Annotated in this window: 9 protein-coding genes; 7 read left to right on the top strand and 2 right to left on the bottom strand. The window is 37.5% G+C overall.

The annotated features are described in order from the left end of the window. Positions 1-4: 4 nt before the first annotated feature. Positions 5-4,057 (bottom strand): response regulator, encoded by a 4,053-nt coding sequence (locus DW036_RS22180; protein ID WP_118466231.1) that lies wholly within the window; start codon positions 4,055-4,057, stop codon positions 5-7. A gap of 549 nt (positions 4,058-4,606) precedes the next feature. Between DW036_RS22180 and DW036_RS22175 the strand changes: the two genes are divergently transcribed. From DW036_RS22175 to DW036_RS22155, 4 genes are all read left to right on the top strand, one after another. Further along, complete coding sequence (locus DW036_RS22175; protein ID WP_233560516.1) at positions 4,607-7,666, top strand: TonB-dependent receptor; 3,060 nt, start codon at positions 4,607-4,609, stop codon at positions 7,664-7,666. A gap of 20 nt (positions 7,667-7,686) precedes the next feature. Next, positions 7,687-9,411, top strand: a complete 1,725-nt coding sequence (locus tag DW036_RS22170; protein ID WP_118466229.1) for a RagB/SusD family nutrient uptake outer membrane protein — start codon at positions 7,687-7,689, stop codon at positions 9,409-9,411. A gap of 321 nt (positions 9,412-9,732) precedes the next feature. Continuing rightward, positions 9,733-11,268 (top strand): glycosyl hydrolase family 79 C-terminal domain-containing protein, encoded by a 1,536-nt coding sequence (locus DW036_RS22160; protein WP_233560515.1) that lies wholly within the window; start codon positions 9,733-9,735, stop codon positions 11,266-11,268. 2 nt (positions 11,269-11,270) lie between these two features. Further along, positions 11,271-13,346 (top strand): polysaccharide lyase family 8 super-sandwich domain-containing protein, encoded by a 2,076-nt coding sequence (locus DW036_RS22155; protein ID WP_233560514.1) that lies wholly within the window; start codon positions 11,271-11,273, stop codon positions 13,344-13,346. 53 nt (positions 13,347-13,399) lie between these two features. Here DW036_RS22155 and DW036_RS22150 read toward each other — a convergent pair whose 3' ends face one another. Next, positions 13,400-17,455, bottom strand: coding sequence for a response regulator (locus tag DW036_RS22150; protein WP_118466227.1), 4,056 nt, complete (start codon positions 17,453-17,455; stop codon positions 13,400-13,402). Positions 17,456-17,697: 242 nt separating this feature from the next. On the opposite strand from DW036_RS22150, the gene DW036_RS22145 reads away from it, so the two are divergent. The 3 genes from DW036_RS22145 (at position 17,698) to DW036_RS22135 (ending at position 25,766) form a co-directional block, all read left to right on the top strand. Beyond that, positions 17,698-20,373, top strand: a complete 2,676-nt coding sequence (locus DW036_RS22145) for an alpha-L-rhamnosidase (RefSeq protein WP_118466226.1) — start codon at positions 17,698-17,700, stop codon at positions 20,371-20,373. A 530-nt stretch (positions 20,374-20,903) separates the two neighbouring features. Beyond that, the gene (locus DW036_RS22140; RefSeq protein WP_118466225.1) at positions 20,904-24,065 is read left to right on the top strand and encodes a TonB-dependent receptor; all 3,162 of its coding nucleotides are present in this window, start codon (positions 20,904-20,906) and stop codon (positions 24,063-24,065) included. A gap of 12 nt (positions 24,066-24,077) precedes the next feature. Continuing rightward, positions 24,078-25,766, top strand: a complete 1,689-nt coding sequence (locus tag DW036_RS22135; RefSeq protein ID WP_118466224.1) for a RagB/SusD family nutrient uptake outer membrane protein — start codon at positions 24,078-24,080, stop codon at positions 25,764-25,766. Positions 25,767-25,781 lie beyond the last annotated feature (15 nt).

Below are 25,781 nucleotides of genomic sequence, written 5' to 3'. Positions count from 1 at the left end.
CTTTTTAGTTGAGAGAATCGTCTTTATATTTATTATTCTCTCTATATTCCTTAGGAGTTTGATTATATCGTTTGCCAAACTCTTTATAGAAATGTGATCGATTTGTGAAAGCTGTTCGATACATAACTTCCTGTATCGTCAATGTTGTGGTTAATAGTAATTTGGCTGCATAATTTATTCTTTGTTCTTTGATGAAATCTTTAGGAGGCAACTGATCCAGATTTTTAAACTTGCGATATAGATTTCTGCTGCTGGTTTGCATGGCTTCTGCAAGTTCTTCCGGACCAAATTCGGTGTTGTCCATATTTTCATTGATTAGTTCAACGGCAGTTTCCATGAATTTTTTGTCTTCATGTTGCAACAATTGTCCGCCACTAAATTCAAAGGCGCTTGCTGAGGAATTATAGTATTGCTTTAATTCTTCCTGTTTTCTTAATAGTTGTTTGATGATACTCTTCAGGTACTGAGGATTAAATGGTTTGGGGATATAGGCGTCTGCTCCGGATTCTATGCCCTCAATTTTTTCGTCGGTTGTATTCTTTGCAGAGAGGATAATTAATGGAATATGCATTGTATGTTTGTTACTTTTGAGCTGTTTGATTAAGGTGATTCCATTTATTTTAGGCATCATAATGTCTGTAATGATAAGGTCCGGTGTTTTTTGTTTTAATAAAACAAGTCCTTCTTCACCATCTTCTGCCGTTAAAATGGAGTATTCGTCGGATAGTATATCTTTTAGCATCCACAGTAACTCCTTGTTGTCATCTATCATCAGAATGGTTGTTTCCGGCTGGTTGGATTTTTTTTCGTAATCGTCTCTTACAGTCACTTCAATATCGTTATTATTGTTCAAAGGTTCAGATTTAGGAGTTTCTTCATTCGATACACGTTCCGCTTTTTCTGTTGTTTTAAGTTGTGGCAGGTTTACTATAAACTGAGCGTATTGATTTACTTCACTTTCTACTTCAATAGTGCCTTTTAGCAGTTCTACCATGCTTTGGCAGATGGCAAGTCCCAATCCATTTCTGGAAGAAAGTCCTTTAATACTATTTTCCTGAATGTTATCAAGTACACTATATCTGTTAAATATGAGTGGAATACTCTCTTTACAAATGCCTTTTCCTGTATTATAAACTTTTAGATTTAGTTTGTCTCTCTCAACCTTTATGGATATGCGGATTGTTCCATTTTCCGGGGTATACTTAAATGCATTCGAAATAAGATTATTCAGAATCTTAGTGAATCCGCTATAATCACTTTTCCACATAATTTCCGGATAGATATCAGTTTCCAGATGGATTTGATTTTGTTCTGCCAACTCACCGAAGGAATTTATAATTTCCTTCGCCAGTTTACTGATATTCAGTTCCTGTATATGGCATATCTGATTACCAGTTTCCATACGCCGGAAATCTATTACCTCCTGTATCAAGCTATTGAGACGTTCTGTATTTGATTTTATAATCTGAGCATATTTTTTTATGAAAGCATCACTATTCTCATGTTGCAATATTCTTTCACATGGTCCGTAGATCAAGGTAAGTGGCGTACAGAATTCATGTGTGATATTAGTGAAGAAGCGCAGTTTACCTTCATACATTTCTTCTTTGTACTTCTCGTTTAATTTCTTGGAAATAACGGCTTTTCTTCGTTCATATTTCCATCGGATATAATGCCAGAAGCCGAATCCTGCCCCAATAGCCAATAATATATATACTATCTGAGCTGCAATACTTAGATACCAGGGAGGAAGAATGATGATACGGATGCTTTGGATTAAATTATCATTGCAGTTTCCCCCGTCATCGTATTTCACTTTCAATGTATAGTCTCCGGGAGGAATATTGGTAAATTGAGCTTCATTGGAGCGTGTATCCATCCATACATCACTGAAATTCTCAAGTTTGTAAGAATATTTGCAGTTTTCACCATTAATAAAGTCTGTGGCGACAAAAGAGACTGCAAAGAAATTCTGGTCATAGTTCAGTACTATATTCTGAGGATTACTATCTTTCTTTTCAAATTCATGGATATTATATTCTTTATTGAATATCCTCACTTTCGTAAAGTGGATATCAGGTACGAAACTGCTTTTCTTCTTTTTCTCTTTTTTTATCCAGACAATGCCATTTACTCCCCCAAAAAAGTATCTGTTTTTTATCTTGTCTTGAAAGTATGCATTGTCACTGAATTCAGTTATATCTAATCCTGTCCTGTGGTTAAAGTTTCTGAATGTATTCTTTTGAGGGTCAAATAATATAATGCCGGTATTGCTGCTTAACCATAGATGCCCTTCTTTGTCTTCAATGATTCCGTGTATTGTATTATTGGGTAAACCCTCATTCTCATCAAAGTTCTTATAGTCATAATTGCCATTAGGCGAGATTTGCAGTTTGGTTAATCCATAACTCGTACCTAGCCATATATCTTCATTTTGGTCTTGATGTATACATAATATATCACTCATGGGGGCTATGCCATTTCTATCAAAAGAGATGAAAGAATAATCTTCAGTATGAGAGTTTAATCTGATGACACCATTACCACGCATCCCAATCCAGATGATAGAGTCGTTTTCCGGATATATGGCATATATTTGATTATTTTTCTGCTTATGCGGAACCTTAAAGTTAAATGCTTGAATCTTGTTAGCTTCAAGCCCTTGCTTATGTTGTCGGATGCCGATTTTCAATAAAGTATTTCCTGCCCCTACCCACAATAGTGAGTCGTTTGTTTCACTCATGGAATGTACGTGGACGATATCTTGATTCGTATTGTTGATTAATGAGTGAATTTTATTGTCTGAAAAAGAGTAATAGTTTAAACCGGGGCCATTGGAACCTATCCATAGAACAGGATATATATTGCTTGGTGCAAATGCGAAAACAGCATTATTAGTGAGTCCTTCTTGAGTTGTAAGATGTGTAACATTATCATTTGAATACTCTTTTGAAGTATCGTAATTGCTGATTTTTATCACACCATTATCTTTTGTACCTAACCATAAGGTGTTGTATTTATCAGTGTAAACGGCACGAATCGGTCTTTTTTTGTTGATCGGAAGTTCGTTGAGTGATATATTAGTAAATGTATATTCGTCTTTTGTCCATGCATATACCCCTTGTCCGTCTGTGCCAATCCAGATAATATCTTGTTGTTTATCTTTCCACAAAGAGAATACGCCGCAATTTATGTTGAACTTCTCTACTTGGTAATCTTGTTCAGCTATTAGTCGTATAAGACCATTAGTCTCAAATCCAATAAGAATGTCATCGTTATCAAAAGCAATAGCTCCGATTTTGCCACTTTCTTGAATCAATTTCTTTAGCTTTTTGACAAAATGTAGCTTCTCTCTATCCTTGTAAAATATGTTTCCTTCAGAATCTACCATAATTATTTTTTCGTCACTGTAAAAAGCATATTTTATAAGGTGAGGATGTATAAAGTCCGGATGTCTGATTAATTGAGGATTATTCGTTTTTTTGCCAGATATGGTATACCTTTCCATTATACCTTTATGATTTATCCATATCGTATCTTGCGAATCAACAATAAAATTTGATGCATTGTCTAATTCTTTCTCATTATAGATAGAGAAATTTATAAATTTATTGTCTAAATTTGAATATAGAGATAATGTATTTGGCCTATTGAATACATATAAATAGTCTTGACTGTCTTTTGCGATATATGAATTTTCACCAAATTCATTATAATATTCTTCTATCGTATTGCTTCTTTGTGATAGTTTGTTCAATCCCCATTTAGTACTAATCCATAGGTAGTTATCTGTTTCTATGATTTTTCTGATGACATTGCTTGAAAGGCTATTTTGATTATTGATATCTGGCTTATAAACATAGATTTTTTGGCCATCATACATGTTGAGTCCATCATAAGTTCCAATCCATAAGAACCGTTTCTCATCTTGAAATAAGCAAATTACGGAACTGTTTGATAGACCGTCACGATTACTAATTTGCCTAAGATTATGTGAACTGATATTTTGTATAGAACAAAATAGTAACAACAAAGATATTTGAATATAATATTTCATGAGTAGTAGCTTTCTTGGCATTAATAACTTTAACTAGTGAACAAAGATAGTGCTCTGATTGAGTTTTCCAAAATTCTATTTGGCTGAATTTCTATTTTAAGAGGATGAAATTTAGTTAAAACTTGAGTTTTATGATTGAGGGATGATTCCTGCTAAAAGGTAGTTGTATTCGATTTCGCCATAAATGTATTCTCTTTGCACATTGCGGATATAAGCATGATATTGGCGAGATATTGTATATATGCGTATCGTTTATACGCTAATTTTGCATGTAGAAACAACATCAAACGTTTTCAATAGTGTATTTAGTTTTTTATAGGTATTAAGATAGAGATACTATATTATTAATTTCTAAAAATAACGATGAATATGGAAAAACACTTTTTGATTTTTGGAGGTATTGCTAAAAAAATATCATTAGAATACTTTTTGATAATTTGATTTTTGGTAAAATGTGCATACTGATACTTTAAAGGTATTTGTCTTTTTTAATAAATACCTTTTTTAATAGAACCAATTTTAAAATATATTAATATGAAAAACATTTTTATGCTAACAAACAAAAGTGAACGAAAAATAGGAGGAAAACGGTTTTCTGTAATCCTACTATTGTTGTGTTTATCTCTGTTTACAGTTTATGGTCAGGGAAAGAAGAATATAAAAGGATTAGTCACTGATGAGAAAAATGAGCCGTTAATAGGAGTCAGTGTAGTGGAACTTGGTACTTCTAATGGTACAATAACAGATGTAGATGGAAAGTTTGAAATAAATGTTTCATCAAATTCGACTTTAAAGTTTAGCTATATTGGCTACAATGTTCTTGAGAAAAAGGTTGGTACGCAGACGGTGATAAATGTTGTTTTAACTGAGGCAGCTTCAGAATTGGATGAGGTTGTAGTAGTAGGTTATGGAACTGTAAAGAAACGAGATTTGACTGGCTCTGTTACTTCTGTTGATTCTGAAAAACTGTTGCAGAGTCCTGCATTATCTGCAGCGGAGGCTATTCAGGGTAAGGTTCCGGGAGTATTGATACAGAACACAAGTTGGACTCCGGGAGCTACTCCGTCTATTCTTATTCGTGGTACACGTTCTATCAAAGCAGGTAATGATCCGTTGTATGTTGTGGATGGTATTCCTATTTCAACAGCTCCTAATTTGTTTGCACCTGGTGATATAGAATCGATAGAGGTTTTAAAGGATGCCTCGGCTACAGCTATTTACGGTTCCAGAGGTGCTAATGGAGTTATCATTATCTCAACAAAGAAAGGTAAAAAAGGAAAAGTACAGGTTGATTATAATGGCTATTATGGTATTCAGACTATTCAAAACAAGCTGGAATTAATGGATGGAGCTGAATATGCGGAGTATGTGCGTGAAGCTTATAGAGCTGCCGGCCAATATGATTCCGCAGTACCTAATATGGAATTGGATAAAACATTGCCCTCGTTTACTGGTGATGATTATACTTGGCAATCTGTTGCAATGGCTTATGATGAAAACGGTAATTATGATCCCAGTAAAGTGCGTTCCGGTGCTTTGTGGTGGAATGAAGTAGAGCGTACGGGCATAGTGACTGATCACCAACTCGGCATTAGAGGTGGAAGTGATAAAATGCAGTTTGCTTTTAATACTACATACTTCAGGAATGAAGGTATTTATAAGAATCAAGATTACTCGCGTTATACGGTAAAGTTGAGTGTTGATGCGGAGGTTACTAATTGGTTGAAGATAGGCGGACAGTCACATTTTAGTCATTCATTACAGAATAGAGGTTCGAATTTCCAGGATTGCTGGCGTGTTAATCCGCTTGGGCGATTGTATGATGAAGATGGAGTACCTACGTTGATGACCTCGGGTGGTGACTCCCAATGGTGGAATCCTCTTCAATATTTGGAGCCTAATGCTGTAGTAAATCCGTTGAAGATTAACCGTTTCTTAGGTAGTTACTATGGAGAAATTAAGCTTCCGTTGGATGGACTTAAGTATCGTGCCAATATTGGTATTGATTTCCATTCTCGTCAGGATTACTCTTTCTTATCTTCAAATGCAAGACAAGGTAATCCTAATCAGGCAAAGAATGCCACTCAACAAACCTATGCTTATACCTTTGAAAATCTGTTGTTTTACGATAAACAGTTTGGAGAACATTCTATCGGAGTTACTTTATTGCAATCTGTTCAGCGCAATAGAACTGAAAGTTTAAGTGCTACTGTTCAGGATTTGCCTTCGGATGATCTGCTTTTTAATGACATTGCCTCAGCATTGGATATAACAGGATATGACAGTAATAACCAGGTATGGAGTCTTGCTTCTTTCATGGGGCGCTTGAATTATAATTATAAAAGTAGGTATTATGCAACATTCTCAATGCGTTATGATGGCTCTTCACGTTTGGCTGACGGACATAAATGGGTTTCTTTCCCTGCTTTTTCATTGGCATGGAGAGTAAATGAGGAAAACTTCCTTAAGAATTTTGATAAACTTGATAATTTGAAATTACGTTTTGGATATGGTGTAACTGCCAACACTTCTATTAATCCTTATCAAACAAAAGGGTTGTTGTCAAAGAAGTATTATAATTATAAAGATAATATGGTAATTGGTTATACTTCCTCCAGCTTGCCGGATAAAACATTGACTTGGGAAACTACCGGACAATGGAATGTAGGTGTTGACTTCAGTTTTTTCCGTGGACGTTTGAGTGGAACAGTTGATGCTTATCTGCAAAATACACATGATTTGCTGCTTGACCGTCAGTTACCTGCTGTCTCTGGCTATACGAGTGTACTTACTAATGTTGGTAAGACGAGGAATAAAGGTATTGAAGTTAGTTTATCTACTGTAAATATACAAAATAAGAACTTTACATGGTCTACAGATTTTATGTATTCAACTAATAAGGAAGAAATTGTAGAATTGTATAATGGGAAAGTAGATGATATAGGCAATAGCTGGTTTATAGGCGAAGCGCTTGGGGTATATTATGACTATAAGAAAATTGGTATTTGGCAGGATACTCCGGAAGATCTTGCAGAAATAGAAAAATATAATAAGAATGGTCACAAATTTGCGCCAGGAATGATTAAATTGCTAGATATTGACGGAGATCATAAAATTACTGCGGATAATGATCGTATGATCCTTGGACAAACACGTCCCAAACATATTTTTAATCTTAGTAATACATTTGTTTATAAAGGCTTTGATCTGAATGTTGTTCTTTATGGAACTTTAGGCGGAATGTTGAGAAATGCAATTCGCGTGAATCACCAGTCTTATCGTAATAATAGTGTGAAATTTGATTATTGGACTCCAAATAATCCGACTAATGCTTATCCGCGTCCTAACAGGTTGTATGATAATATAGAGTATGAGTCTTCATTGTATTATGAAAAATCAGATTTTTTACGTGTTAAAACAATAACATTAGGGTATACATTACCTAAGAGTCTGGTTAATAAAGCAACCTTGTCTAATTGTCGCTTATATGTTACTGCACAGAATCCTCTTGTGTTTACGAATTATACAGGAGTCGATCCGGAAGGAGCGGCAACCTATGCTTCACCGAGTGTAAGCAGTTGGATATTTGGTGTGAATGTTTCTTTTTAAACTAATAAAATAAGAATAAAATGAAAACTATAAAATATAGAAAAAGCATCGGCATAATTCTTACGATGGTTTGCGGATTTACTTCCCTGATAAATACAGGTTGTGATGATTTTCTCTCAGAGAAAGAAGTTCCTCGTATCACAAGTGATTTTTATAAAACAGAACAAGGCATACTGGCTGCTGTTGATGCGACCTATGCTTATATGCGCTTTGGAGTTGGTGGGGAGTTCTCTAATGTTTTTACAGAGTTAGGCACTGACTTGATAACAGGTGCGGAGGGAGCATTAAGTTATCCGTATAACTTATATAGTGCGACTTTGTCACCAACAGAATCGAAATTGTATAGTTTATGGGAAAACCATTATAAAGCTATCGGAGTGACAAATCTTGTCTTAGATGCCCTGCCGGAGGCGAGTATATCGGAAGCAGAGAAAGAGAGTTATGGAGCTGAAATGAATTTCTTTCGTGCATACTTTTATTTCGATTTAGTTCAGCAATTTGGCAAGATACCTTTGGTTACTGAAGCAATCCAAGAACCTCAGACAGACTTTAAACGTTCCTCTGTTGCAGATGTTTATAAACTAATTGTTAGCGATTTAAGATATGCAGCAGAACATCTCAGGGAATCAGCTACAGGTGCAGACCAAAGTAAGGCTACTAAATACGCTGCTGCTCATTTATTATCTAAAGTTTATCTTACACGTGGTAGTGCAATAACTGATCAGCGTGGGCAATTGTCAACTGATATGGATAGCGCTTATTACTATGCTAGAAGAGTGATAGATAGCTCTAAATATACTCTATTGAACAACTATTCAGATTTGTGGGATGCTAACAATATGGGAAATCAAGAGGTTATCTTTGCTATTCAGTTCACTCTTGATCCGATATATAATGGAGATGGAAATAAATCTCATTTATATTGGGGATCATGGTATGAAGATCAACCAGGTATGATGCGTGATATAGCTAATGGTCGTCCTTATCGTTTTCATCGCGCTACCAATAAAACGATGTTTGAATTGTTTGACCGCAAAAATGATTCTCGCTTTTATAAGAGTTTTAAATGGACTTATTATTGTAATAAAGCAACTTCTTCTTTAGCTATAGGAGATACTGCAATCTATTATAGCTTAAATGCTCCTAAAAATAGAACATATAAGTATAAATATTTTCAATGGGATAAGAATGATCCAAGTAAGAATAACAGATATTATCCTATTTTGCTGAAATATGAGGACCCATTAAGAGAAACAGCAAATGAACAAAAAGGTGTACGTGAATGGGTGCGCATGCGTCTTGGTGAGACTTATCTGATTGCTGCGGAAGCGGCAGGACGTAGGGGAGATTACAATTTGGCTGCTGATTTGATTAATGTTATTCGTGAACGTGCTTCTTGGAAGTCTGGTGAGAAAAAGGTACCTCAATATTGGTTGGAAGAAGGTGGAGAAATGGACAACACGGAATCTACTTATGAAAATATAAAAGTGACAGCAGATGATTTGAAGGTAAACTTTGTAGATTTTATGTTGGATGAAAGAGGACGTGAGCTTTTAGGTGAATACACAAGATGGGAAGACTTGGTACGTTGCGAGAAATTAGTTGAGTATGTAAAAAAATGGAATCCAGATGCAATGAAGAATATTCAAGAGTATCACAAATTGCGTCCAATTCCTCAAAAGCATATTGACCGACTGAATCCTCGTGGTTCTGATGAGGAAGAACAGAATCCTGGATATTTTTAATTATAACTAAGTAGTTATGCAATGTAAGGAGTTAGTTTATTATTTAGCTGACTCCTTACTAAAGATGGTCTCATTTTTTGTAAATTAAGAACCTAACATTTAATGCCGTGAACTTGACTAAATATTTTAAGGGAAGTGCCATTCTTTTATTGTTTTCTTCTTTTATTATTTCCTGTCATGATAATGATGTGATTGAAAAAGAAGAGGATGGTCAGAGCCCTGATACAGAATAAACTGTCAATTTGGCTTTAGGAAAGACCGTCGAAACCAGAATTAATAGCATAGCTGGTTCAGGCTTCTAATACTGAAAAAGCAAATCTAATGACTGATGGTGATTTAACAACGTATTGTGAATTTGTTGACTCATATAAACATTCTATTCTAATTGATTTAGGGAATGTATTACTATACAAAATATGTCTCAAACAGGTTTTTGGAAAGATATCAATGATGAAAAAGTTGCGCTTCATTATTATTGTGTTCCTTTTTACCCGAACAACTGTTTTATTTGGGCTGGATATAAAAGGTGAAAAAGAAGTACCTGTTACAGTGACTGTACTTTCCGATTATCGGTTACATACCATCATACCTTCTGACTTTTTGGGGTTCAGCTATGAAATGTCTCAGTTGACCGATAATTCCTGTTATCTGCATCCTGATAATCTTGTATTGATTCAAATGATGAAAAATTTAGGAAATGGAATCTTACGGTTAGGAGGAAATAGTAGTGATAAGATTTCATGGACAGGTATGCCTCGTATTGATTATATGAGAAAGGATTCTTTAACTACTACAGATGTAGATACTTTTTCAAAATTTGTAGATTTAACTGGATGGAAGGTTATTTGGGGACTGAATTTGGGAGAGAATAATCCTGAGAAAAACTCGGATGAAGCTGCATATGTAACAAAACGCTTAAAGAATGCTCTTTATGCTCTTCAGATAGGTAATGAACCTGATTTATATTACAAACATCTGCGCCCTGTAAATTATACAGTGAGCGATTATGAAAAAGAATGGTTTCTACATTATATGAAGATAAAGGAGAGGTTACCTGACATTGCTATAGCAGGACCAGCAGTTGCTGGAGATATCCGTTGGTTTGAGTCTTTCTTGAACAGTTATTCTGCTAAAATAAGTTTGATGACCGGACATCATTACAATTCACCGGGTAAAAATGCTACAGTGAATTGGAAAACTATATTGGAGCCGGATAATCATTTATCAGGTTATTTACAAGTATTGAATTGTTTATGTCAAAGATACGGGACTACTTATCGTATGGCAGAATGTAATACAGTCTCTCAAGGTGGAAAAATAGGAGTGAGCAATGTTTTTGCTTCTGCTTTGTGGGCGTTAGACTATATGTGGAGTGTAGCTTTGAATAATGGGGTGGGAGTGAATTTTCATGGTGGTAGTGTTAGCAAATATGCACCTATTGTATTGAATGAGAAAGGAATTCCTACTCCTCGTCCTATCTATTATGCGATGCTTGCTTTTAAATATGGAAGTGAAGGTGGCAACATTGTTCCTTCTGTGATTTCACCTTCTGTTCCTAACAGTAGTGCTTATGCTTGTGTCAATGGCAAAACGTTGAAAGTTACTCTTTTAAATAAAAGTGAAGATGATATTTCCTTTACAGTTCGGCTGAATGACACTCCTGCTTCGGTTCAGTTGCTTAGACTTACAGCACCCTCTCCGGTTTCTTCATCTGGAATACGTTTTGCCGATGCCGAAGTAGAAGCTGATGGAAGTTTTCAACTAAATATGAGAGAGAAATATCAACCACAGAATGAATATATTAAAGTCTCCGTTCCGGCAATGAGTGCGGCGGTGATGATTATAGATAAAGAATGATTATGAAAAGGTTACTACTTATATGTTTGGTGTTATGCCTTTGGGGAGAATACGGCTATGCTGTAGAGAAACAGAAGGATATAGAGATTTTATATAATAGATTGTTGAAGGAATATTTGTCGGATTCGGTAGACGTTTCTCAAGCGGAAAAGGATTTGGCTGTTATGCAAACTGATGGTAGCTGGAAAGATATTGATTATAAGACAGTGACTTTCTATTTCGATGCAGAGCGTCATCTCAAGAGATTAAAGAACATGGCATTGGCTTATAGTAAACCCGGAAATAAATTATTTCATGAGCAGGAATTGCGAAAGAAAATAATTCTTGGGTTAGATTATTTCCGGATAGCTAATCCAGATTCTGGAAATTGGTGGTACCGGGATATCGGTGCCCCTTCCCAATATATGATTCCTCTTCTTTTGCTGAAGAAAGAGTTGAAAAGAGAAGATGTGACGAGGCTTTCTTCTTATCTGGCTGATAAGACAGATAATGTGGCCCATAAAGGAAAGAATAGAACATGGGTATCTGCAGTCTTGATACATAAGGGCTGTATAGAAGATAATTATGAGTTAATTGCCAAAGGATTTTCTTCCATTGCTTCTACCATATATGTAGAAGAGAAAGATGATGAAGGAATGAAAAGAGATAATAGTATTCATCAGCACCGTCCTCAACTTTATTCGGGTGGATATGGAATGTCACTACTGTCCGACTTGGCAGAGTATATTACTTTAGCTAATAAAACATCTTTTATGAAGTTCTTCACTTCGGATAAGATTAAGTTGGTATCAGATGTTTTTCTGAAAGGGACACAGATGTTCGGATATAGAATGGCATATGATTTTGGAACGATTGGGCGGGGGATATGTCGCCCGAATTGCTTGAGTAATATGTCCACGCATACATTGGATTTAATGAAAGAAGTTGATCCCGCTCATGCAGAAAATTATGAGGCATGGAAGCGGCATATTAGTGGCGAAGCCTTTCCGGTACCAGGAAATACACACTTTTGGAAATCAAACATCATGACTCATCATGGATCTGATTATTATATGTCTGCTAAAGTCATATCTGTACGAACAAACGGTACGGAAATGCTGAACGGGCAGAATTTGAAAGGTTATTATCTGCCGTTAGGAGCAACTAACATAATGACTACCGGTCATGAATATGATGACGTCTTTGTTGTCTGGGATTGGACACGGGTACCGGGAACAACGGCAGTTGCTAATCAGTCGACTGCCGATCTACGTTGGTATTTGTTTGGTTCGAATCAATTTGGCGGAGGTGTTAGTAATGCTCATAATGGTGTAATGGCTTATGAACATGCCTATCAGGGTGTGGAAGCTCGGAAAGCTTACTTTTTTATGGGAGATGCTATGGTATGTATGGGAAGTGGCATTAAGGCGGCCCGTACGCAGGAAGTTCGTACTTCGGTAAATCAATGTCTGGCAAATGGTGAGGTTACATATGGCTTGTCAGGACATGCATACCGGCTAACGGATAACTTGTCCGACAAAAAGATAGACTGGGCTTACCATGATAATGTAGGGTATATTTTCCCGCAAAATGAGAGTGTAACGTTGAGAAAAGCCAAGCAAACGGGTTCCTGGCGAGAACTTGAAGTAACGGCAAGTGAGAAACCTGTTACAAAAGAGGTTTTTAGTTTATGGATTTCGCATGGCACTACTCCACAGAATGAGGATTATTGCTACATAATAATGCCTGATAAGCCTCTCTCTTATTTTACAGATAAGAAGTTTGAGAATGAAATCAAAATTATAGCCAATACGGAGCGGTTACAAGCGATTACCAATGAGAATAAGAGACAGTATGCTGTCGTCTTTTATGAACCGGGTGAAATACGGTTCTCAGATGATCTGGTAGTGGCAGTCAATAAAAAAGTTTTGTTATACATTGAGAAGAAAGACGGACAATATGAAATAGCTGTAGCTGATCCTCTGTATAAAGAGAAGTCTGTTCAATTAAGCCTGAATGGAGAACAGATGGATATAACATTCCCTTCCGGTGACTATTCCGGTAGTTCGGTGATAAAGCATATAGCCCAAAAGCATTAATAAGTACGCAAAGGCACTACTTACGTAGTGATTGCTAAGAAATAAAGACCTCGTCAAATAAGGGAATCATCTTTTTGCTTATTGGCTTCCCTGTACTCCCTGGGAGTTTGATTATAACGTTTGGCGAATTCTTTATAAAAATGCGATCGGTTGGTAGCCGCTATCCGGTACATGATTTCTTGTATATTTAATGTTGTTGTTAACAGCAATTTTGCAGCATATTTCATTTTTTGCTCTTTTATGAAGTCTTTGGGAGATGATTGGTTTAGTTTTTTGAACTTTCGGTATAAATTTCTGCCACTGGTTTGCATCGCCTTGGCTAATTCATCGGGCCCGAACTCTGCATTATCCATATTTTCATTGATAATCTCTATAGCGGTTTGCAGGTATTCTTTATCCTCATTCTGTAATAACTGTCCTCCACTATAGTCAAATGCACTTGCAGAAGAGTTATAGTATTGCTTTAACTCTTCTTGTTTTTTTATAAGTTGTTTGATAATGGTTCTAAGGTATTGTGTATTGAAAGGTTTGGGAATGTAAGCATCCGCTCCGGATTCTATACCTTCTATTTTCTCATCGGTTGTATTCTTGGCCGAAAGAATTACCAATGGAATGTGCGCAGTATGCTTATTGTTTTTCAGCTGTTTAGTCAGGGTGATTCCATCGATTTTAGGCATCATGATATCTGTGATAATCAGATTCGGAGTTTCTTGTTTCAATAGTTCCAACCCTTCCTCTCCGTTTTCGGCAGTTAAGATTGTATATTCGTCTGATAATATATCTTTCAACATCCACAACAATTCTTTATTATCATCAATAATCAGTATTGTGTTTTCCGGTTGGTTAGTTTCTTCTTCGTTATTGACAGTTTCGGGCAGTGTTACCTCTGTTTTATAATTGGGCAGTTCAATTTTGGCAGTTTCGTGTGGTTGTATATTTCCCATTTTTTCTGTGGCTTCAAGCGCAGGCAGAGTCACAATAAATTGGGCATATTGATTTACTTCACTTTCTACGTTAATGGTTCCATGTAGCAATTCTACCATACTCTGGCAAATGGCAAGCCCTAATCCGTTTCTGGATGATAAGCCTTTTATACTATTTTCTTTGATGTTGTCGAGTATACTGTACCGGTTAAATATTAACGGAAGGTTTTCTTTACTGATACCTTTTCCCGTATTATACACTTTAATGCTCAGTTTATTTTCTTCTTTTTTTATGGATATACGGATAGTCCCATTTTCCGGTGTGTATTTGAAAGCATTGGAAATAAGATTATTGAGGATTTTAGTAAAGCCGTTGTGGTCACTTCCCCAAATGATATCCGGAGTGATGTCTGTTTCCAACTGAATTCGATTCTGTTCGGCCAATTCATCAAATGATTCAATGATTCCGTTACCCAATTCGCTGATATTCAATTCTTGTATGTGGCATATCTGGTTACCGGTTTCCATACGGCGGAAATCGATGACTTCTTGTATCAGGCTGTTAAGCCGCTCGGTATTTGATTTTATAATCTGGGCATATTTTTTTATAAAGTTATCACTATGTTCATAATTGAGTATCCTTTCGCATGGTCCGTAGATAAGTGTGAGCGGAGTACAGAATTCATGTGTTATATTGGTGAAGAAACGTAACTTCCCTTCATACATTTCTTCTTTATATTTTTCTTTCAGCCTTCTGTCGATAGAAGCTTTTCTCCGTTCGTACTTCCAACGAATATATCGGAAAAGCCCTACCCCTGCTCCTATAAGTAGTAGAACGTAGATTGTTTGAGCAGCAATACTCCAGTACCAGGGAGGAAGGATGGTGATGTATATACTTTGAGTTAAGTTTTCATTACTACTGATCCCATCATTATACTTCACTCGCAAGATGTAGTTACCGGGAGGAATATTGGTAAATTGCGCTTCATTGGAGCGCGTGTCCATCCACACATTGCTAAAATTTTCCAGTTTATAGGAGTACTTGCTATTTTCTCCATTGATGAAGTCCATGGCAACAAAAGAAACAGCAAAGAAATTTTGATCGTGCTTCAATACAATTTCTCTTTTATTACCTTTGCTTTTTTCAAATTCGGATATGTTATAGTCTTTATTGAATATCCTGAGCTTGGTAAAGAAAATATCCGGAATGAAATCTTTTCTTTTTTTCCCCCCATTTTCTATCCATACAATACCATCTACGCCTCCAAAGAAATATCGTTTTTTTGTATTGTCTTGAAAGTAAGCGTTATCACTAAACTCTATAACCTTTAATCCTGTTTTATGATTAAGGTTTCGGAATGTATTCTTATGTGAATCAAATAGAATGATACCAGTATTACTGCTTAACCATAAGTTACCTTGAGGATCTTCTGCGATACCATGTATTGTATTATTAGGTAATCCTTCATTTTCATTGAAGTTTTTATAATCGTATTCACCATTGGGTAATAAAGTCAATCTGGTGAGGCCGTAACTGCTGCCTATCCATATAATTTTATTTTTGTCTTGATGTATACAGAGAATGTCGTTCATTGGAGCTATTCCATTTTTATCGAATGAGATAAGCTGATAGGCTTCGGTCTGTGTATTCAGGCGAATGACTCCATTTCCCCGCATTCCAATCCAGAGAATAGAATCATTCTCCGGATAAATGGAATATATTTGATTGTACTGCTGTCTGTTGGGGACTCTGAAATAAATGGTACGTATATCTTTGGCTTTAATCGTATTTCCATGTGCTTCAATGCTGATTCGGAGCAATCTGCTTCCAGAACCTACCCATAGCAATGAGTCGCAGGTCTCACTCATGGAATGTACGCGTGCAATTCTAGAGTTTGTATTGTTAATAAGCGAGTGTATTTTGTTGTCCCGATATGAATAATAGTTTAGTTCAGGACCGTCCGACCCAATCCATAATATAGGATGGCTCTTACTTTCAGTAAAAGCAAAGACTGCATTATTGGTTAATCCGTCTTTGACAGTGAAATGGGTTATATTAGCTGTCGAATATTCCTGAGCAACATCGTAATCTTTAATTCTGATGATGCCATTATCTTTAGTTCCCAACCACAGAGTGTTTTGTTGATCTGTATGAATGGCCCGGATGGGTCTTCTTTTATTTATGGGCAATTGATTTAATGACAGGTTGTTGAAAGCGTACTCATCTTTGGTCCATGCATATATACCTTGCCCGTCTGTACCAATCCAGATAATGTCTTGTTGTTCATCTTTCCATAATGAGAATACTCCACAATTAATTTCTATTTTTTCCAATTCATATCCTTTAGCTGCATCAAGCCGAATGAGGCCATTAGTTCTAAAGCCAATGAGGAGATCATCGTTATCGAAAATAATAGAGCCGATTTCTCCGCTCTCATTAATAAGCTTATTCAGATTTTTAACAAAATGAATGCCTTGGGTTGTTATATAATAAATGTCTCCGATAGAATCGACTATGATGATTTTCTCCTTATGGTAGAATGCATACTCTATGGGCTGAGCATGTTTAAAATCACTATGCCTTTTAATGTTGGGTTGATCAGAGCCTGTGTCAGATACAGTATATCTCTCCAGAATTCCTTGGTGATTGATCCAAATAGTATCTTGGGCATCAATCAGCATACCCAACACTGTATTATGTTCTATTCCTTTATGTACAGGAAGGTCGATAAATTTATTTTCAACTTTAGAATAGAAAGACAAGACATCCGGTTTGCTAAGAACATACAAATTATCGTGGCTGTCTTTAGCCATATAAGAGTTTTCTCCGAATTCATTGTAATACGCCTCTATGGTATTGCTTTGTTGCGATAGCTTGTTAAGTCCCCACTTGGTGCTGATCCACAGATAAATGCTGTCTGTCTCTATAATATTTCTGATAACATTGCTTGATAAACTGTTTTGGTTGTTGATATCGGGCTTATAAATATAGATATTCCGGCTGTCATACATATTAAGCCCGTCATATGTTCCGATCCATAAAAAACGTTCATTGTCTTGAAACAGGCAAGTGACAGAACTGTTGGATAAACCGTCCCGATTACTGATCTGTCTCAGATTGTACGAACAAATGTTGCTTGTTAAACAAGAAAAAAATAATAAAAGCAGCAATGTATGTTTTCTCATGGGGTTATTCGTATTTATTTAAGTATTAGAATGCAAACAAAGATATGTTTTTTTTCTGTGCTTCAATCTGAAAAATATGCTTTAAAATGGTATAATTATGTCTTAGGACGATAACCATACAAAAATGGCGAAGATGGGCACGTTCTTTGTCTTGTCAGCGTATACTATTGGCGCTTTTGTAGATATTACTATATTGATTATTGCCTATTTTTGTATCATTCACTAAAAAAGTAATCTATATTATGAAACGAATCTTATCAGTATTCTTTTTTATTTCATTATTTCATCTATCATTATTAGCCGGATCAACGGGGAAGCTTGATGTTCTTCGCTGTGAATATTTAGTTGCCCCGTTAGGAATAGATGTGCCTTCTCCGCGTTTGAGCTGGCAATTGCCAGTTGATGTTGATGTTCAGGAAGCCTATCAGGTCATTGTAGGCACAGATTCCGTTCGGGTTGCTCAGGGGATGGGTGATAGCTGGAACTCCGGTAAACAGACTATATCAAATGTTCTGGCTGTTTATGCCGGACAAAAACTTCAACCTTATACACGATATTACTGGAAGGTGTGTGTCTGGGATAGTAATAAGATGTATACAAGTGATGTAACTTACTTTGAAACCGGAGTAATGGATGAACATAACTGGAAGGGGAACTGGATATCAGATACCCATAATATACATTTGAAGCCCGCTGCATATTTTAGAAAAGAATGGGATGCAAAACGTACTATTCGGGAAGCCCGTGCATACATTGCTGTTGCTGGATTATATGAACTTTATATTAATGGCTCACGGGTTGGAGATCATCGTCTGGATCCTGCATATACTCGCTTTGACAGACGTACCTTATATTTGACACATGATGTAACGCAACTATTGAAGCAAGGAAATAATGCCATTGGTGTACTGTTGGGAAATGGCTGGTACAATCACCAGTCTACTGCTGTGTGGAACTTCAATCAGGCGCCTTGGCGTGGCAGGCCTAAATTCTGTATGGATATCCGTGTGGTATATGAGGACGGAAAGGTAGAATTTATTTCTACTGGTCAGGACTGGAAAACCTCTTTGAGCCCGGTAATTTTCAATAGTATTTATACGGCTGAACACTATGATGCACGGTTGGAACAACCTGATTGGAACACTCCGGGATTTGATGATAAGAAATGGAAAAATGCAAGTTGCACTTCCGCTCCGTCACCTCTGATTGTGTCGCAGCAGATGCATCCTATCCGGGACGTGGAGATGCTCCGTCCGGCAAAGATGATTAAACTTTCCGATTCTATTTATTTATTTGACTTGGGCAGGAATATAGCAGGTGTCAGCCAATTGACAATCAAAGGAAAACCTGGTACGGAAGTTCGTTTGAAGCATTCTGAGAGAATCGGAGAAGATAATAGAGCAGATATGTCTAATATTGATTATCACTATCGCCCTACAGATGATTCAGATCCTTTTCAAACGGATATCTTTATTCTGAGTGGTACGGGAGAAGAAACATTTCGTGCCCGTTTTAATTATAAAGGTTTTCAGTATGTTGAAGTAACAAGTAGCGAGCCGGTTGAACTGACTGATAATAGCTTGAAAGCCTATTTCATGCACAGTGATGTTCCTGTTGCCGGCAGAATCTCATCATCTGATGAATTATTGAATAAGATATGGAAGGCGACGAATGCTGCATACCTGTCAAACTTGTTTGGCTATCCTACGGACTGTCCTCAACGGGAGAAGAATGGGTGGACGGGAGATGCCCATATTGCCATTGAGACCGGACTTTATAATTATGATGGCATCACGGTCTATGAAAAATGGATGGCCGACCATCAAGATGAACAAGCCCCTAACGGAGTGCTCCCTGCCATTATTCCTACTGCCGGATGGGGGTATCATTGGGGGAATGGTGTTGACTGGACAAGTACGGTAGCTATCATCCCCTGGAATATTTACCTGTTCTATGGAGACAAACATTTGCTTCAATCTATGTACAACAATATCAGAAGATATGTGGATTATCTGAATTACACATACCCTTCGGGCATCACGGACTGGGGATTAGGAGATTGGATTCCTATAAAGTCACATTCCTCTAAAGAGCTGACTTCATCCATCTATTATTATGTCGATACGGATATTTTGGCTAAAGCAGCCAGAATATTGAACAAACAACAAGATTATGAAAAGTATTCTGCTTTAGCGCAAAAAATAAAGAATAGCATCAATGCCCGCTTTTTGAATGAGGATACAGGTATCTATTGTGGTGGAAGTCAGACCGAGTTAAGCGCACCACTCTATTGGGGAATAGTCCCTGAACATCTGAAAGAATTGGTGGCTTATAACTTAGCAGAGAAAGTGAGTAAAGACGGCAGTATGGATGTAGGCTTACTGGGTAGTAAAACTATTCTGAATGCTTTGAGTGCGAATGGATATGCAGATTTGGCTTATCAACTTGCTTCTAAAGGAACCTATCCGTCCTGGGGCTGGTGGATAAAGAATGGAGCAACTACTCTTTATGAGAATTGGCGTATTGATGGGAAAAAAGATATTTCATTAAACCACATCATGTTTGGAGAAATCAGTGCTTGGTACTATAAAGCATTGGGAGGGCTTTACCCTGATTCTTCAATGCCCGGCTTCAAACATATTATATTAAGACCCAATTTTGTAGCAGGTTTGGATGCTTTTGAGGCAAGTCATATTTCCCCTTATGGAGAAATAGTTTCATCATGGAAAAAGAACAGGGGCAAGGTGCAATATACGATTACTATTCCTTCAAACAGCTCTGCTACCTTATATATAGATGAGGCTTATAAAATAGAATGTAAAGAGATAAATGCCGCTACTTTATCTGCCATGCGCAAGAAGGGAGGTGGCATCGAACTGCTAACCGGTAATTATCATTTTGAAATTAAAACTAAATAATTGAGGGCACAGCTTTGGAGCTGTGCTTTTTTTATCTTCTCCTCACTTACTCCCTACCTTCTCCTTGTCCTATATAAGGGGAAGGTAGGGGGCAGATACAATTCTGATGCAGTTTAAACACGTCTGAAGTACCGATTTATTCCGTAATACATGTCCAGTCTCGCCCAAGATGTATGTTTTTTCAATATGTCCGTTTTTGTCATATTAATGGCAATGTTGGATGCGTTTATGTACCATTAACCGTCTAATTTTGCTGGTATAAACAACATCATTAGTATGTTTTCAATATGCATTGATTACGCATTAAGGTAAAAAAGATTTCTAGTAAAGTGAGGAGGTGAAGATTGCATGTACATGATTCACCTCTCCTTTCAAAGAGTAGAAAAACATTTATTTAACCTTTAATATTTTTATAAGTATGGAAAAACACTCTCCTTGATTTTCTTAGAGTAAGAAGAATTTATTCTTTGCTATACTCTCTTTTGGTAAGTTTCTTAATGAACTATTTCTAATATTAATAATACACAATTATGCGAAACAAACTCAATGTCCAAAAGAAAATGATTCTTAGGCATTACTGGCTGAAAGATATCATGCCACTTTCTAAGAAGTCCATTTTAATGGCGACACTTTTGTCGCTTGGCTTAGTTACAACTGCTGACGTTTATGCTGCTAAAGACAATCAGACACACATCGGCGAAGTCGTGGCAAGTACTCAAGGTGTTATGCAAACTGCTAAAAAACTAACAGGAAAAGTAGTGGATGCAAAAGGTGAGTCTATCATTGGTGCAACAATTAAAGTGAAAGGAACCACGCAGGGCGCTATCTCTGATATTGATGGTAACTTTAATTTGCCTGTTGATGGTCCTAATCCCGTAATAGAAATTTCATTTGTTGGTTATCAAACCAAAACAATGAAGGCTACGGCTGGAGCATCTCTGGTTATTACTTTAGAGGAAGACACCCAATTACTTGATGAGGTGGTGGTGGTTGGTTACGGTACTCAGAAACGTATGACAATGAGCTCGGCTGTTGCCACCGTACAGGGGGATAAGATTAAGGCTCCTGTTGCTAATGTGTCCAATCAGTTGGGAGGACAGATACCGGGCATTATTACCCGTCAGACTTCCGGTGAGCCGGGAAAAGATGAGGCGACTGTGTTGTTGCGTGGAAATAAACCGCTGGTTCTGGTCGATGGTATCGAACGCCCGTGGGAAAAAGTAAACCAGGCTGATATTGAATCTATTTCTGTACTGAAGGATGCTGCTGCGGTTGCTCCTTACGGTTTGAAAGGGGCCAATGGTGTAATCCTGATTAATACGAAACGAGGAAAAGAAGGTAAAGTAACCTTGACTTATGATGGTTCGGTTGGTTTCCAGACTCCGATGAATACTCCTGATTTCCTGAATGCTTATGATGCATTGACCTTATACAATGAAGCATTGAGAATGGATGGACGTGACAAAGAAGTATATGGTGATGATCTGCTGCAGAAGTATAAGGATGGTACTGACGACCGTTACAAAAATACAGACTGGATGGATGAGTACATGAAGACTACCACTACTACTCGTCACAATGTCTCTCTGAGTGGTGGTAATAAGTTTATCAATGCGTTCGCCTCTTTCGGATATATGTATCAGGGCAGTATGATGGGTAAAGATACCGGATATGACAGATTTAATCTCCGTTCTAATGTCGATTTCCATCCGATAGACATTACTAAAGTGAGTGTTGATATCAATTTGGCTTACGATACTAAAAAGAGCCATTATTATGATGGTAAAAAGATGATGGAAGACCTGTATCGTTTGTGTGCTCCGACAGTTCCCAATATGGTTGGCGGAAAACCGGCCATGCAGGGTGGTGGTTCCAGTATGTATATGGGAGTACATGATGGAGCTGATAAGACATACAATAATAACTTTCAGAATATAACAGTTTCTTTAGATCAGCAACTGCCATTTCTGAAAGGTTTGTCTGCAAAAGCTTTATTCAGTTATGACCGTCAGATTTATGATGCAAAAGAATGGCAATATCCTTTCACGGCTTATGCCTATAATGATGCCGGTGAAATTGAAGAACAACAAGGTGGTGAAGCGAAACCGTCTCTTAACATCACAAATAAGCAATGGACTTATTATACTATTCAGGCTCATTTGAATTATGAAAGAAGATTTGGTAAGCATGAGGTTGGTGTATTAGGTGTATTTGAAAGGAGATGGGGGAATACGGTAGAAACCAAAGCCGGTAGAAAGAACTATGATTTTATGATTCCGGAATTGAATATGGGTAGTCCGGTTGCGGAATTTATCAGCAACTCCGGTACCACCACCCGCTTTGGTCAACAGGGATATGTTATGCGTCTGAATTATAACTATGCCCAGAAGTATATGCTTGAATTAGCAGGACGTTATGACCAGACTTACCAATATGCTCCTGACCGTAGAAGTGCATTTTTTCCTTCCGTATCTTTAGGTTGGAGACTTTCTGAGGAATCATTTATAAAAGATAATTTCTCATTTATCAATAACTTAAAGTTGAGAGCTTCTTATGGTAAATCTGGTAATCCTGTCGGTGATGCATTTTCTTATCTTTCACAATATAAAATTGAAAATGGTGCAGTGTTCGGCAAAAATCCTACCCAATTGCAGAGTTTGGTGGAGGGGGCTGAACCTAATATTTTCCTGACTTGGGAAACAGTATGGAAAGCTAATATAGGTTTAGACATAAATTTTTGGAATGATTTGTTGATTGCTGAGTTTGATGTATACCGGGATAAGCGCACGGATAAAATTTTGAGTCCGAATGCGATCGTATCTTCTGAATATGGTATTGGACTGGCTAAGGAAAACGCTGGTGAGGATGAAAGATATGGTTTTGATGCAGCATTGAGTAGCCATTATACTTTCAATTGTGGATTAAAGATGTCTAATTCGATTTCTTTCGGGTTTACTCGTGACAAGCAGATTGAGATTCGTGAAGCTCCCGGAACTAAGAATAATCCAAGAAAGCGTAAGACCGGGCAACCGAGTGGACGCACGTGGGGATATAAAGCTGCCGGATTATTTAAGGATCAGGCAGATATTGATAACTGGGCTTATCAGAAGGGCGTATTACCTGGTGATATCAAGTATGTGGATATCAATGGTGATGGCAAGATTGATAGTGAAGACCAAGTTATTATTGGTTTCAACGAGACTCCTGAAGTGATGTGGGGGTATAACCTTCGTTTGGAATATAAGAACTTCGATTTCAGTATGTTCATTCAGGGAGCTGGTGGTTCTGACTATTATTTGGGTAGCAATGGAGACCGTAATGTCCGTTATCCATTCAAGGATGCCATTCATCCGCGCCGTGAGCACTTGGATTCATGGACAGAAGCTAATCCGAATCCAAATGCAAAATATCCGCGTTTGTCTGCCTCTATCCGTAACCAGAACTATGAAACGTCCTCTTACTGGATGGTAAATACTGCTTATGTGAAACTAAAATCATTGCAGATTGGCTACACTTTTAAACCGCAATTACTGAAGAAAGCCAAGATGCAGAGTTTACGTTTATATGCTGATTTCTATAATTTGTGGACCATTTATAGCAAAATGCCTGACGACTTTGATGTTGAAAACCAAGCTTTCAACTCATATCCACAACAGATTATCAGCTCTTTTGGTGTAAGTGTAACCTTTTAATGCATTAAAATTATGAAAAGAATAATATATGGTATCCTTTGTTCCATACTTTTGTTGAATGCTTCGTGCACGGATTTTATGGACAATATAAAACCAACGAATTCTGTTACCGATGAAGGTATCTGGTTGACAGAGTCGAGTGCTATGCTGTTTATGAGTAAAGTTTACAGAGACTTGGATGGACCTTATTATAGCGTAAATGGCTTGAACGACCATGCTGTTGATATCCTGTTTACGGATGATTGTATCCAGATTGGTGAGAAGGCGTCTAATCAATGGAATCTGTTTGACTTCAATGCTTCTTCTGCTCCGATTGACAGATGGGGTAATCGTTATTCTTCTATTCGTAGAGCTAACATTGCTTTGAAGAACTTGCCGGACTCTCCGTTACCTGCTAATGTGAAAGAACGTTTGATGGGAGATTCATACTTTCTGCGTGCAATGTTCTATCTGGAATTATTCCGTTATTATGGAGCGGCTATACTGATTGACAAACCGCTTGATCGCAATACAGATGATATTTTCCTGGCTCGTGCTACACCGGAGGCTACATTGCAGTTCATTATTTCTGATTTCCAGAATGCTGCCGACCGTTTACCGGTGACGGTGCCTGATGACGAATTAGGGCGTGCGACTAAGGGAGCTGCATTGGGTATGATGGCGGCCACTTATTTATATGCAGCCGGAATCATAGATTCCAAATATTATGCAGATGCGGCTAAAACTGCCCGTGTTTTAGTTAGTGGTGATCTGAAAGGTACTTATTCTTTGTACCAGAATGGGTTTGCTGAGATGTTTTATGAGGATAATGAACACAATAGTGAAGTTATTTTTGATATCCAGTTTGCATATCCCTATAGATGGTCGAGTGCACAGACGGTTTTGGCTCCGCCTGAGCCCGGCACACCGGCTGAATATGGATGGAGCAAAGACCACCCGACTGCAAGTCTGGCTGATGAATTTGAAATGGCTACCGGTGAACCTTTTGATTGGAATAATCCGGAACATGCTGCAGCTCCTTATGAGAATCGTGACAAGCGCTTCTATGCAACTCTCCATTACAATGGAAAACCTTGGAAAAACAAGATATTGTATACAGCCCAGAATACTCCGGGTAATCTGAATCTGAAGGAGAACCCCAACGGAATGTATAGTGCTGGTAAACCTTCATGCACAAAAACCGGGTATTACATTGGGAAATATATGAATCAGGATGTGCTCTGCGGCTATGATAATCGTGGGCGTGGTGTAGGCGGCGGACATAACTTTATCGTTTTGCGTTATGCAGAAATGTTGCTTACCTTGGCCGAGGCAGAGAACGAAGTGAATGGACCGACTGCTGAAGTATATGGTGCAATAAATGAAATACGTGCCCGTGCCGGACAACCTGCACTTCCTGCAGGCTTGGACAAAAGTGAAATGAGAAAACGTATTCGTCATGAGCGTCGTATAGAACTGGCTCTTGAAGGTAAAAGATGGTTTGATATTCAGCGGTGGAAGATTGGTGAGGAAGTGTTGAATAAGGATGCACAAGGTTGCCTTGTGACTTACATTCAACGCCCTGATGGAGAAATCGTTCCTACTTATGAAACGGTATTTGTATGCAAGAAGACATTCATGGCACCTCGCGACTATTTGCTGCCGATTCCACAGTCTGCGCGTGACAAAAATCCTAATTTGGACCAGAATCCTTTGTGGTAAATGATGATTGTATAA

Origin of the sequence: Bacteroides sp. AF39-11AC (assembly GCF_003474285.1) — a bacterium.
Classification (GTDB): Bacteria; Bacteroidota; Bacteroidia; order Bacteroidales; family Bacteroidaceae; genus Bacteroides.
Note: the sequence above shows the minus strand (reverse complement) of the source record. Positions and strands in the feature narration are given on the sequence as shown.